This window comes from Aquimarina sp. KJ22-3 (genome assembly GCF_055808215.1).
In genome coordinates, this window is the sequence record NZ_CM147859.1 from 72,216 (window position 1) to 86,708 (window position 14,493).

9 protein-coding genes are annotated in these 14,493 nt (G+C 36.1%); all 9 read left to right on the forward strand.

Annotated features, from left to right (window positions below; genetic code table 11):
• Positions 1-32 precede the first annotated feature (32 nt).
• The 9 genes from AC0L3Q_RS00345 (at position 33) to AC0L3Q_RS00385 (ending at position 14,479) form a co-directional block, all read left to right on the forward strand.
• Positions 33-3,404 (forward strand): hypothetical protein, encoded by a 3,372-nt coding sequence (locus AC0L3Q_RS00345; RefSeq protein ID WP_473284093.1) that lies wholly within the window; start codon positions 33-35, stop codon positions 3,402-3,404.
• A complete protein-coding gene (ybeY, locus tag AC0L3Q_RS00350; RefSeq protein WP_473284095.1) occupies positions 3,397-3,825 on the forward strand; it encodes an rRNA maturation RNase YbeY in 429 nt (142 codons plus the stop codon). Before AC0L3Q_RS00345 ends, ybeY begins: the two co-directional genes overlap by 8 nt.
• A gap of 76 nt (positions 3,826-3,901) precedes the next feature.
• A complete protein-coding gene (gene mnmG / locus AC0L3Q_RS00355) occupies positions 3,902-5,773 on the forward strand; it encodes a tRNA uridine-5-carboxymethylaminomethyl(34) synthesis enzyme MnmG (protein WP_473284097.1) in 1,872 nt (623 codons plus the stop codon).
• The gene (locus tag AC0L3Q_RS00360) at positions 5,774-6,253 is read left to right on the forward strand and encodes a hypothetical protein (RefSeq protein WP_473284099.1); all 480 of its coding nucleotides are present in this window, start codon (positions 5,774-5,776) and stop codon (positions 6,251-6,253) included. It abuts the gene before it with no gap.
• A 103-nt stretch (positions 6,254-6,356) separates the two neighbouring features.
• Positions 6,357-7,226, forward strand: a complete 870-nt coding sequence (locus AC0L3Q_RS00365; RefSeq protein ID WP_473284101.1) for a class I SAM-dependent methyltransferase — start codon at positions 6,357-6,359, stop codon at positions 7,224-7,226.
• Positions 7,227-7,455: 229 nt separating this feature from the next.
• Positions 7,456-7,980 carry an OmpH/Skp family outer membrane protein gene (locus tag AC0L3Q_RS00370; RefSeq protein ID WP_473284103.1) on the forward strand — a complete coding sequence of 175 codons (525 nt, stop codon included), beginning with the start codon at positions 7,456-7,458 and terminating at the stop codon, positions 7,978-7,980.
• Between the two features lie 568 nt (positions 7,981-8,548).
• A complete protein-coding gene (locus AC0L3Q_RS00375) occupies positions 8,549-9,247 on the forward strand; it encodes a hypothetical protein (protein ID WP_473284105.1) in 699 nt (232 codons plus the stop codon).
• Positions 9,248-9,264: 17 nt separating this feature from the next.
• Positions 9,265-10,605: a T9SS type B sorting domain-containing protein gene (locus AC0L3Q_RS00380; RefSeq protein ID WP_473284107.1), complete on the forward strand. Its 1,341-nt coding sequence runs from the start codon at positions 9,265-9,267 to the stop codon at positions 10,603-10,605.
• A gap of 4 nt (positions 10,606-10,609) precedes the next feature.
• On the forward strand, positions 10,610-14,479 hold the full coding sequence (locus tag AC0L3Q_RS00385) for a PorP/SprF family type IX secretion system membrane protein (protein ID WP_473284109.1): 3,870 nt from the start codon (positions 10,610-10,612) through the stop codon (positions 14,477-14,479).
• Positions 14,480-14,493 lie beyond the last annotated feature (14 nt).

A 14,493-nucleotide genomic window follows, 5' to 3' on the forward strand; every position in this document is an offset into this window, starting at 1 on the left:
TTAAAAGTTACTGGCATAAGAACAAAGGTTTTATGGAGAATTTTGATATTATAAAGAATAAGTTAGAGGGATTTGTAAGGAAGTATTACATCAATGATTTGATAAAGGGAGTGATTCTTTTCTTTGCAATAGGAGTGTTGTATTTCTTTTTAACGATGTTGATAGAATACTTTCTTTGGTTAAGCCCGTTAGGTCGAACAATTCTGTTTTGGTTATTTGTAGCTGTAGAGTTTGGTTTGTTTGTTAAGTTTATTTTGATACCTATTGCTAAGTTGTTTCGTCTGGCAAAAGGAATAGATTATAAAGATGCTTCTACAATTATAGGAAATCATTTTCCTGAAGTGGATGATAAATTATTGAATCTTCTACAGCTTAAAGATAGCAACGAGGAATCTTCATTATTGCTTGCAAGTATAGATCAAAGATCAAAAGAGTTACGTCCGATTCCGTTTTCATTAGCGATCAATTTTAAAGGAAATATCAAGTTCCTGAAATATGCAGCAATTCCTATAACTATTTTTTTAGTTCTATTGGCTATCAACAGAATAAGTTGGATTTCTGATAGCTACGATCGGGTGGTAAATTACAATGTTGCTTATGAACCACCGGCGCCGTTTAGTTTCTTTATTGTCAATGAAGAATTAAATGCTTTTGAACATAAGGATTATATACTTAAGGTGAGAACTACGGGTGAGATTGTACCAGAAACTGCTACGTTGACCTATAATGATGAAGTGTATTTTATGAAGAATACGGGCGTAGGTGAGTTCGAGTATGTTTTTGTACAACCTAAGGAATCGATTGATTTTGTGATAAGTGCTAATAATATTAGCACAAATTCATATACATTAAATGTGGTTCCTATTCCTGCGCTTTTGGATTTTACGATGTTTTTAGATTATCCAGGGTATACCAAGAAGGTGGATGAAAGTTTAAAAAGTTCTGGTAATGCAACTATACCAGAAGGAACAAAAGTGAAGTGGACAGTGTTTACTAGAAATACCGAGATGGTGGATATCAAAACTAGAGATAGTATCATTTCCTTGAATGGAGATGAAGATGAGTTTAATCATGAAATGAAGGTTTTCTCTAATCTGGATTACGAGATTACTACCTCTAATGATAATGTAAAAAATTATGATAATCTATCCTTTACTTTAAATGTAGTAAAAGATCAATATCCAGAGCTTAATTTAAGATCAGAGAAAGATACTTTGGATAATAGAACGATGTATTTTTCTGGAAGGATAAGTGATGATTATGGGTTGAGTAGTTTACGTTTGGTGTATTATAATACGGAAGAATTGGACAATAGAAAAACAGTAAATCTTCCTATACAAGGTTCGGTTTTTGACGAGTTCATTTATGCTTTTCCTGGGGATTTGCAGTTGGTTGATGGTGCCAATTACGAATTCTATTTTGAAGTTTTCGATAACGATGTAATACATAATTACAAAAGTTCAAAAAGTCAGGTTTTTGATTTTCGAAAGTTAACTGAGATAGAAAAAGAGGAAGAATTATTACAGAAACAGAATGAAGCGATTTCAGGATTAAATAAGTCGTTGGATAAATTCAAAAAGCAAGAAGAGGAGTTAAAGAGTATTAGTAAACTTCAGAAAGAAAAGAAAGAATTAGATTTTAATGATAAGAGAAAGTTGGAAGATTTTCTAAAGAGGCAGAAGGAACAGGAAAAGATGATGCAGGATTTTTCAAAACAGTTAAAGGATAATTTGGAAGAATTTAACAAGGAAAAAGAAGAGCCTTTTAAAGATGCATTAAAGGAAAGACTGGAAAGAAATGAAGAACGATTAAAGAAGAATGAAAAGTTGCTAGAGGAAATAGAAAAGTTATCTGATAAAATTCAGAAGGAGGAGTTGACTAAAAAACTAGACGAGCTAGGTAAGGAAAACAAGAATCTGAAGAAGAATTTGGAACAGTTACTGGAGTTAACAAAGCGATATTATGTAACAGAAAAGCATGAAAAAATGGTGGAGAAGTTATCAGAGTTATCTGATAAGCAAGAGAAGTTGTCTGAGAAAAATGAGGACGAAAACACCAAGGAAGAACAAGAAAAATTGAATGATGAATTCAAGGATGTCCAAAAAGAATTGGAGGAATTGAGAAAGGCCAATAAAGATTTGAAACAACCAATGGATCTAAAAATGGATCAAAAAGATGAACAGGATATAGAAAAAGATCAGAATGAGGCTAAGGAGAATTTAGAGAATAAAAAGAATAACGAAGCAAAGAAGAATCAAAAAAGTGCTGCTCAGAAGATGAAGCAGATGAGTAACAATATGAAGATGCAGATGAACATGGCAGGAGGAGAACAGCAGATGGAGGACATGGAAATGCTAAGACAAATATTGGATAATCTGATTGACTTTTCTTTAGGGCAGGAAGACCTAATGAAGGACTTCAAAGGTATAGATAGAGACAACCCAATCTATTCAACAAAGCTAAGAAGGCAAAGTGTATTAAGGGAAAATTTTATTCATATAGATGACAGTTTGTATGCTTTGGCGTTGAGGACTCCTCAGATTACAGAAAGCGTTACTCAGAAGTTGACAGATATAGAATTTAATATCGATAAATCCTTAGAGCGTTTAGCCGAAAATCAAATAGTTCAGGGTACGGCTAACCAGCAGTACACAATTACAGGTTCTAATGATCTGGCATATTTGTTAAGTAGAACTTTGGACCAAATGCAAAATAGCATGTCTGCTGCAGGTAAAGGACAGAGCGGTGAAAATGAATTTCAGTTACCAGATATCATTAAACAACAGGGGGAGTTGAATGAACAAATGCAGAAGGGTATGAAGAAAGGAGAGAAGAAGAATGGTCAGCAAGAAGGAGAACAAAATGAAGGCAGCCAGGGCGAACAAAAAGAGGGGGAACAAGGAAAAGGAAAGGAAGGAAAAAAGGGAAATAGAAATAGCGATGGAGAACAAAACAATGGGCAGGGTCAACAGGATAAGTTGCAGGAGGATTTGAATGGAGAGCTATACGAAATCTATAAGAAGCAACAAGAATTAAGAAATGCATTATCTGATCGAATAGAGAAGTTGGGAAAAGGTAATGGTGAAGGAAGTGAGTTGTTGCGTAGAATGGAACAGGTCGAGCAAGAGTTGTTGGACAAAGGTTTTAATGAAAGAACATTAAGCAAGATGTTGAATTTAAAACATGAGCTATTGAAACTTAAAGACGCTACTTTTGAGCAAGGTGAGGAAGAGCGAAGAGAAAGTGAAACCAATCAAAGGTTATTTGAAAATACCGGAAAGACTCAATTAGAAAATGCCAAACAATATTTCAATACTACAGAGATATTAAACAGACAAGTATTACCTTTGCGGCAAAATTACAAGAAAAAGGTACAAGAGTATTTCAAGAAAGACAATGATTAACTTTTATTACGAGACAGGCATAGAGCATTTGAACGAATCTAAATTAATGGATTGGTTAGACGTTGTTGCTCGTTCTGAAGATAAAAATATAGGAGAAATCAGCTATATCTTTTGCGATGATGAATACCTGCTTGAGATTAATAAGAAGTTTTTGGATCATGATACGTATACGGATATTATAAGTTTTGATGATACCATAGGAAATCTATTAAATGGAGATATTTTTATCTCTCATGAGAGGGTTGTGGATAATGCAAAAAACTATGCTGTTTCGATAGAAGATGAATTAAGAAGAGTGATGGTTCATGGACTGTTGCATTTTTGTGGTTTCAAGGATAAGACGGAGAAGGAGGCTTCTCTTATGAGACAAAAAGAAGATGAGAAACTTAGGATGTTCCACGTGGAACATCCTAAGTTGTAAAATAAATTTGTTCCACGTGGAACAAATTTTTTTAGTAAAACGAGTAACGTTCCACGTGGAACAATGAGATAAAATTATGTTTGATACAGAGTATGATGTTGTAGTAGTTGGAGGAGGACATGCAGGAAGTGAAGCAGCGGCGTCAGCCGCTAATTTGGGTTGTAAAACATTGTTGATTACAATGAATTTGCAAAACATTGCACAGATGAGTTGTAATCCAGCTATGGGAGGAATTGCAAAAGGACAAATTGTTCGAGAGATTGATGCGCTCGGAGGGTATAGTGGAATTGTGAGTGATCGAACAGCAATTCAGTTCAAGATGTTGAACAAATCAAAAGGTCCTGCTATGTGGAGTCCAAGAGTTCAAAGTGACCGAATGCGATTTGCAGAAGAGTGGAGATTGCTTTTGGAACAGACCGAGAATTTAGATTTTTATCAGGAAATGGTGAGTGGTCTGTTGATAGAAAATGGAGAGATCAAAGGAGTAAAAACATCTTTGGGAATTGAGGTAAAAGCCAAGACAGTTGTTTTAACCAATGGTACCTTTTTGAATGGATTAATACATATAGGAGAAAAACAATTTGGAGGTGGCCGCGCAGGTGAAAGAGCTGCAACAGGAATTACCGAAGAGTTGATCGATTTAGGTTTTGATGCCGGTAGAATGAAAACAGGAACACCTCCTAGAGTGGATGGAAGATCTTTGGATTATTCAAAAATGGTAGAGCAACCTGGAGATCAACTTCCAGAGAAATTTAGTTATAGTGACAAAACAAAACCGCTTACCGAACAACGATCTTGTTTTATGACATACACTTCTCCGTTGGTGCATGATTTGTTGAAGGAAGGTTTTGATCGTTCTCCAATGTTTAATGGAAGAATAAAAAGTATAGGTCCTAGATATTGTCCATCTATAGAAGATAAGATTAATCGTTTTTCTGAGAAAGAAAGACATCAAATTTTTGTAGAGCCAGAAGGATGGAATACGGTCGAAGTTTATGTAAATGGATTTTCTACTTCCTTGCCAGAAGATGTTCAATTTAAAGCATTGCGTTCTGTAGCTGGTTTTGAAAACGTGAAGTTTTTTAGACCGGGTTATGCAATAGAGTATGATTATTTTCCACCTACTCAACTAACACATACACTAGAAACAAAATTGGTTTCTGGTTTGTTTTTTGCTGGTCAGATTAATGGAACTACAGGATATGAAGAAGCAGCATCTCAAGGTTTGATGGCAGGAATAAATGCAGCGTTAAAAGTTAAGGAAAAGGATGCTTTCATTTTGAAAAGAAGTGAAGCGTATATAGGAGTGTTGATTGATGATCTAATCACTAAGGGAACAGAAGAGCCTTATCGAATGTTTACGTCAAGAGCAGAGTATAGAACTTTGTTAAGACAGGATAATGCAGATTTTAGATTAACGCCAAAATCTTTTGAAATTGGTTTAGCGACAGAAGAGCGAATGAAAAGGATGGAGGATAAGGAAAAGAAATCTTCAGCCTTTGTTCAGTTCTTTAAGGATACAAGTGTAACCCCTGAAGAGGCAAATCCAGTTTTGGAATCAAAAAATTCTGCTCCTGTAAAACAGAGCGGAAAAATGTTTAAACTATTTGCTCGACCTCAAATTACTCTAGAGGATATTCAAAAGTTTAAAAAGGTTCAGGAATATATTAAGGATCAAAATTTGGACAAAGAAGTTTTGGAACAAACCGAGATTCAAGTAAAGTATTCGGGATATATCGAAAAGGAAAAAAACAACGCAGATAAATTAAATCGATTAGAGGATATTAAAATTCCAGCTAATTTTGATTACACCAAATTGAAATCGTTGTCGTATGAAGCGAGAGAAAAAATGTCTAAGATTAAACCCGTAACTGTTTCACAGGCATCTCGTATTAGTGGAGTATCACCAAGTGATATTTCTGTACTATTAGTTTATATGGGAAGATAAATGAAGAGTGTAATTTGTAAACAAGATAGAGCACTAAAAGGAAAAATACTTTCTGCTTTAATTTTGTGTTTTGCCATTTTTTATACGTTTCAAAATTCAGAGCCATTAGTAAGCAGAATTCTTTTTTTGGTTGGGAGTTTGCTATTGTTTGGTTTTTCTGTTTCTTATAAAATTACAGAGAATTTTCAGAACAGAAAATTGTACTCCTTGTTTGGCGTTGTAATTTTTAGTTCAAAACTTGAATTAGACTTTCCAGATTATATTTCAGTTTTCTCAGGATCATTTTCTGTGGATAATGAATGGGGAGCAGTAAGCGCAATCGGAACCAAAGAGCGACATGAAAAATTAGTAGTTCGTTTTTTCACAGGAAACAAATTTGTTTCTCTGTTTAAAACGGAGAATTATAAAGAAGCATTACAAAAAGCAGAAGAGTTAAGTAAAATGTTGGAGGTAGAAATTTACGACACCACCAAAGAATAGTTCCACGTGGAACACAAAATGAAAAGTATCCCATAGTAGATACTTTTTTGCATTTTGTCATGAGAGTTGTATTTAATTTAAAACAAAATACCAGTACTAAATTGTGAATGTTTTGGAAGAGAAAAAACAAAAAGAAGAACAACCCATTTTTGTGAGCTGCAAAGATCATACAGTTTCTGGAGAAACTTTTCATTTGATTTCTGATACGAACTATGATATGTTAGTGACTACTCCAAAACCTAAAGAAGAGGATTTAGGGAAATACTATGAAAGTGAAGATTATATTTCTCATACCGATCATAAACGATCCCTTTTTGAAAAAATATACCATTTGGTAAAATCTTATGCATTACGCAAAAAAGTTGGATTGATTACTAAGCTGAACAATGGATCGGGTGCTATTTTGGATATTGGAGCGGGTACTGGTGATTTTTTGTCAAAAGCAAAAAAAGAAGGTTGGACAGTGTCTGGAGTAGAACCAAACGAACAGGCAAAACAATTAGCCCAACAAAAAGAGGTTTTACTGCACACAAACACTGATGATTTTGAAGACCACTCTTTTGATATGATTACACTTTGGCATGTACTGGAACATGTTCCTGATTTGCAGCATCAAATACAAGAAATAAAACGATTACTAAAACCAGGAGGATATGTTATTGTAGCTGTTCCTAATTTTAAATCTTACGATGCTACCTACTACAAATCTTTTTGGGCTGCTTTTGACGTTCCTAGACATTTGTGGCATTTTTCGAAAAATGCAATTCAAAAATTATTTGCAGAACAAGAACTGAATTTAACACAAATCTTGCCCATGCATTTTGATGCATATTATGTGTCACTATTGTCTGAAAAATATAAAACAAGTAAAATGAATTTTTTGAGCGCGTTTTGGATTGGTTTTCGTTCTAATATAAAAGCAATACGTTCAAAAGAGTATTCGTCTCATATTTACGTGCTCAAAAATTCCTAATTCCAATTTTGAGGTATTTTTTATCTAATTGTTTACCCTTTCTAGTAAAACTCCATCACTTTTTTAAAAAAAGGGCTTAAATCGGCTTATTTTAGCTCTATTTTAATAGGATTTATAAATGATAGGTTAAATAAGTATTGTTTTTACTTATATATTGTTTTTTTAAACTCAATAATCAATTTTATGAGATGAACTTTGATATTTTTGCCCAGAACTAATTTTTTGAAACATGAGAAAATTTTTATGGATTGCAAGCATCGCTTTTGTTTTGGGATCATGTAATCAACAAGTAGAAAAAACAGCTTACGTAAATAATACAAAAGTAGTTTCTGATTTTACAGAAATGAAAACTGCTCAAGAAAAATGGACAAAACGTAACAATGAGGTTAGAGCCGAACTTGAAGCAAAAGCCAAGCAGTTTCAGATTGAAGTACAAGGGTTCCAAAATATCATGAACCAAATGTCTAAATCTAATAGAGAGAAGAAACAACAAGAATTGGTAGTAAAGCAACAAGAGCTTCAAAGAGAACAACAGGCTAGAATGCAAGAAATTCAACAAGGAAGCCAGAAAGAGATCGATTCTATTATCAATAAAGTAAAGAATTTTATCAAAGACTACGGTAAGAAAAATGGATATACGTATATCTATGGAGATACCGAAGTAAGTAATATTCTGTACGGAAAAGAAGAGTTAGATATTACCGAAAAAATTCTAAAAGAATTGAACGGTGAAGAAGCCAAAACGGAAGAATAAGGTATAACTTTTTATACGTTACATAAGCTCCATCAATACGCATTGATGGAGTTTTTTTATGTCTCTTTTACGAAAAAAAATTGTTAATAAACCATTCTTTTTTTGGCATGTTTTAGCAACAAAATGAGGGAGATTTTAACTTTACTATTTTACACTTTATCGAAAAAAAGTGCCTTTTTCTGAATTTATTTAACGTTTAAAATGTGGGTAAAATCCAGCTTTTTTTAATGATTTTCTATGCTTTTCTGCAATTTTATGATCGTTTTTGAGGGAGATTTTAGCCTTTTCTTGGGGTCCATTTGTTTTTTTTAACGTAATACAATTGCTTGATTAACAAAAATTTATGTATATTATTCAATTATAAGGACATATCTTATGAATGAGTCCAATAGGGCTCTAAAAAATAAGTCAGAAAATTATTACAAAAAAATTAAAATTTTCGTTTGATATAAATATTTAATTTATAATTTTATGACTTGGTAAAAAATATATTAACAATATTATTAACAAGCGCCCCAAATCGCTTCGTTGATAATTAGTATATCCACCCCTTTAAAAGTGTGATATCATGAAAAGTAAACTTAACCTCATAATGCTCTTCTGTGCGCTATCGTTCATTAATAGCAATGAACTTTGGTCGCAAAGAACTATTGGGGCTCCTGAACTTCAAGATTTTGCGGCTTGTGCCGATAGCTTTTTCAACTCCTTTACCGTCATTGCAACACTCTCTCCTGGGGATGCACTTCCTTCTAATAATGAGTTCGTGCTAGAACTTTCTGATCCCAATGGTAGTTTTGACGATGCAAGTGCAATAACAGTGCTCGCAACAGTATCAGGTCCAAACAATGGTTCGGCTTCAGAGTCGGAAATTCGTTTTGAGAATTTTTCGATTCCGGAGAATGCCAATAGCGACAATTACAGGTTAAGAGTACGTACAACTACGGATCCTCCGATTTTTAGTACTTTGTCCGATCCAACCGCGTTTCATTTTTTTAGAAACGATATCGATTTATTTTTGAATGAAAGACAGGACGTGATCTTCTGTAACGTAAGTTCTTTCTCCAAAACATTATCCATACGACTCGAAGATCTGGATGGCAATGCTGTCCCCGCCGATTCTTTTGAGTGGGAATGGTTTAGGAACGGGTCTCTCATTGTAGGAGAGACAACACCAAATCTGGTCGTCACCGAGGTCGGCACCTATTTTGCCAGGATCCCGCTGGGTAACTGTCAAAACTTTTTACATTCGAAGAAACCAACCGAGTAGACGTATCTTTAATAGATGTGTCTACGGCGTTTATAGAAAATGCAGATCCAATGGGTGATTTTGCGTTTTGTCCAAACGATACCAAAGTATTACAATCCAGTCTGCAAGACACCAGATTTACCTATCAGTGGTTCAAGGATGGAGTAGCGATCGATGGCGAAGTAGGACCAACGATAACCTTACCTACCAATGAGTTTGCAGGGGTGTATTCGTTAAGTATCAGTCTAAGCGAAGACTGTACGTTAGATGAGAATCAAATAGCACCGGTAACTGTAATTAATGAAGGTTCTTCGATTACACAACCATTACCAGAAAATCTAATTCTTTTACCAACACAAACAATTAACCTGGAAATCATGACAGATGCTCCCGATGGGAGTACCTTTAGATGGTTTGTAGAAACTAATCCACAAACACAGGGGGTTTTGTCGGGGGGAACAACTTCATTGGAAGCCACGTTCGTAGGATTGTACCGAGTAGAAATCGATGCAATTGACGCTTGTAATAGTTTCTTGTTTTCAGAATCGAACTTGTTGGCGCCAACTGGTTTTAATGTAGTAATTGGTCCTCAAGGAGAAAATGTTTGTGATTCTGATTCTTTTGTGCTAGAACTCAAAGAAATCATTGGTCAAACTACAGTAGATGGTCTAGAAGTACCGTTAACCGAAGAACAATTAGGGTTCTTTGATTATGAATGGCGCCGAAATGGTATCCCTACAGGAGATACCACTACATCGATAACCGTATCAAGCTCAGATATCGGAGATGTATATACACTTTTTGCAACATTGAGAACGGGAGAATTTGTGGATGTTCCATCAAACGATTTAACGGTAGCTCCAATACCACCAGGTACTGTAATTACTGCAGATCCTTTGGTGCTTACAGAAGGAGGTTCGGTAACCTTGTCTGTGCCATCCGATCCAGGATATACCTATCAGTGGTTCCGTGTTGTTGATGGAGAAGATGTACCGATCGATGGAGAAACCAATAACACTTTGGTAGTTACAGAACAAGGCGAATATGGAGTGAACATAGTTTCTGCTATTTGTGAGGTGCGATTAGGTCCAATTACTATTGGGTCGCAAGGCGTAACTGAGATTATTCCAAACATCATTACACCAAATGGTGATAATATCAATGATAATTGGTTTTTGCCGGACTCTTTGTTCAATCAGGCAGATGTAGAAGTAACAATTTATGATATCAATGGTCAAGTTGATTTTTCAGGGGTAAGTTATCAGAATAACTGGCCCTTTGAGAATTCTAAATCGTCGGGTCAAAATCCGATATATTATTACATAATAACTAAAAACAACTCCGTCGTCAGAAAAGGTTCGATAACGGTAATGAGATAATTTTATGGTCAGAAAATTACTTGTATTAATAATATGTTTTTCTCTTAACATGGTTAGAGGGCAAGAAGAAGACGCTACAGTTTTTGGGGTGCTTCCTACGGATATACCTACCCATAACTTAGTAAAATACAATCGTTTTTACTTCAACCCCACCTTTTCTTTAGTTCGCGAAAACAAAAAATCAATCAATGCCTATAACAAAACACAATGGGCAGGTTTCAATGATAATCCACAAACCTATTTGATCAACTATACTGCCAATTTTGATGAAAAAACGGGTGTTGGTATAGGTCTTCATCAGCAAAATGAAGGTATTTACAGATATTTTGGAGGTATTGCCAATTTTGCATACAATCTGGAGTTCGATAGAGATATGAATTTTACGTTTGGGTTAAACCTGGCGTTCTCTCAAAGTGGTCTTAAATCAAATATCGATTCTGCCACTAGTATTGTGTTGAATAATGGAGTTGAAGTAAGTGATCCAACAATATTAAATTTTGAAAACAGCTCCGTATTTACCCTATCACCCGGAGTAAACTTTAATTATGCAGAGTTTGACGTAGGTGTATCTGTATCCAATCTTGCAGCATATAACCTAAGTGGTAGCGAATTACTTACCGATAACATGGCATTTACAGGTCATGTAATGTACACTACAAGCTTACAAAGAAGGTCTGACAAAACTATACGAGGTATGGCATATGCCAATATGCTAACCAGCGCCGATGAAGCTGAAAGCGATTCAAGTTTACGATATGGTGGAAATGTAATTGTAGAGTTTCCAGAATTAGGTTGGGCGCAAGCTGGTTATAACAGTTTTTATGGTGCTTCTCTGGGTATTGGTGGTAATATCACCGAAAATGTATCTGTGGGGTATACTTACGAAATGGGTCTTGGTGATACCAGTAATTTTGGTTCAACGCACGAGGTTGGACTAGCCTATAATTTCCAGAAAGAAAAACCTAGACGAAGAAGAGGAGGACCAAAATCTAGTACTCAAAAAGCATATGAAGAAAGAGATTCTGAAATCAGAAGATTGAAGAAAGAAATTCTTGAACAGAATAAGATTATTAGAGAACTTCAAGATGAACAAGGAACCACTCAAAGTAATGAACAACGAGCGATGAGTGAACTTGAAAGATCTATTGCTGAAGCTAAAGAAAAAGAAGCAAAAGCAGCAAGAGAACTGGAGTTACAACGAGAAGAAGAAGTAAAATTACTCAACAAACAAGCCGAAGAAGAGCGTTTAGCCGCACAAAGAGAGCTTGAAAGAGAATTAGAAGAGCAACGAGAAGAAGAGCAACGACTGGCTTCTCAGAAACAAATAGAAAAAGAAGTAACAGTAGAAGAGTCTGAAGAGCAACGTATAGCTGCCGAAGAAGCAGAAAGAGAGGCAGAAGCTGCAAGAGAACAAGCAGCAGAAGAAGCTCGTATTGCGCAAGAAGAAGCTGCTAGAGAAGCAGAGGCTGCCGAACAGCAAGCTGCCGAAGATGCACGTGTTGCTCAAGAAGAAGCTGCCAGAGAAGCAGAAGCTGCAAAACAACAAGCTGAAGAAGAAGAGAGACTGGCAGAACAACAAAGAGTAGAGCAAGAGCAGGAAGCTGCACGTATAGCAGCAGAAGAACAACGCAGAGAAGAAGCCGCTAGAAGTTTAAGAGAATTAGAAAGAACGACACAACAAGTTATAGATGATGGAAACTCTGATGCTTTAAGAAGTCAAGCAGACTTAGTACGATCTAATCAGTTTATTCCAGATCCAGAAAAAGAAAGATTATTAGCGGATATCGATGCGAAGATTGCGGAGCAACAGGCTAATGATATTCAGGAATTGATTGCACAAACAAGATCAGTAATTAGTAACGGTGATTTAGCAGCGCTAAGATCTCAGTTAGGAATAGTACAAGGAAGCCCTATTTTACCACAGGCTGATATTGATGGTCTAGTAGGTGAGCTTAATGCTAAGATTGCTGAGAAAGAAGCTGAAGCTGCTACTGCTGCAGAAGAAGAAAGAAATATTCAGGAATTGATTACACAAACAAGATCAGTAATTAGCGACGGTGATTTAGCAGCGCTACGATCTCAGTTAGGAATAATACAAGGAAGTTCTATTTTACCGCAGGCTGATATTGATGGTCTTGTTGCTGAGCTTAATGCCAAGATCGCTGAGAAAGAAGCAGAAGCTGCCCAATTGGCTGAAGAAGCACGTAGTATCAAAGCATTAATTGATGAGACGAGATTAGTACTTAACGATGGAGACTTAAATGCTTTACGATCACAACTTGACATCGTACAAGGAAGTACAATTTTACCTCAAGCAGATGTAGATGGTCTTGTTGCCGAGCTTAATGCTAAGATCGCGGAGAAAGAAGCAGAAGCTGCTCGATTGGCTGAAGAAGAAAGATTACGTCAGGAAGCTGCAGAAGCTGCTCGTATAGCAGAGGAGCAACGTCAAGCTGAAGAGGCGCGTAGTATCAAAGCATTAATTGATGAGACGAGATTAGTACTTAACGATGGAGACTTGAATGCTTTAAGATCACAACTTGACATCGTACAAGGAAGTACGATCTTACCACAAGCAGACTTAGATGGCCTTGTAGGAGAGCTTAATGCTAAGATCGCGGAGAAAGAAGCAGAAGCTGCTCGATTGGCTGAAGAAGAAAGATTACGTCAGGAAGCTGCAGAAGCTGCTCGATTAGCAGAGGAGCAACGTCAGGCTGAAGAGGCGCGTAGAGTTCAGGAGTTAATTGATCAGACCAGAACGGTTATCGCCAATGGTGATCTGGAAGCTTTAAAAGCACAGTTAGGAATAGTACAAGGAAGCGATATCTTACCACAGGCGGATGTAGATGGTCTGGTAGGAGAACTTAATGCTAAGATTGCCGAGAAAGAAGCAGAAGCTGCTCGATTAGCCGAAGAAGAAAGACAACGACAAGAAGAAGCCGCTGCCGCTGCTGAAGAGGAAAGACAGAGACAGGAAGCTGCCGCCGCTGCCGCTGAAGAAAATGAAGAGGGTCTTGATGAAATTAAGAAAGAACTTGATGACAATACACGTATCTCTAGTAAACTATTTGCACGAAGAGACTCATTATTAACAACAAGCTTAAACGTAGATAAGCGAGGATTTAATAAGTTATTAGAATCGTTAGTAAGCATGAATGATGATGCCGAAGAAGCTAAAGACTCTGACCCAACTAGTTCTAAGAGACTTTCTGCAAATAACAGGTTCATCAAATTTGCTGATGCAACTCGACCTGAAGCACAGTATGCGACCAAGTATATTCCTGGATATCCAGAAGGTTATTACCTGATCGGTAATGTGTTCAAGGGTGGAACGTATGCACAAAAGTTTACGGAGACATTAAGTGATCTTGGATTTAATAATTCTAAGATCATCTTAAACCCAGAAAACCAATTCCAGTACGTAGCAATCGAATACTATGAAGATAAGGATGAGGCGGCCGAGAAATATCTAAACAGTATCGATAACAGATACTATGGAGATATGTGGATCCTGCATATAGCGAAGAGTAGAGTAGCATCCTACAAGAAACTGCTACAAGAGACGAGATTGATCACTGATACAGTAAAAGACGATACGGTATTGACTGAGAGTCTATCTTATATCGGAGGACATAATATTGAAAATGGATATTATTTGATTACTAATATTTTCAAAAGAGAGAACTATTTCGAAAGAGGTATGGAGAAATTGAGATCACAAGGGCTTGAGCCACAATATTTCAGAAACCCAAAAGATAACTATATCTATGTGTATCTGAAACGATTTGATGATCTGGATAGTGCGAAACAGAGTTTATTCTCGAATGTAGAAGGATCGTTTAGTGGAGACTTGTACATCTTGAAAATACAGTAAATGAATGCCTAACG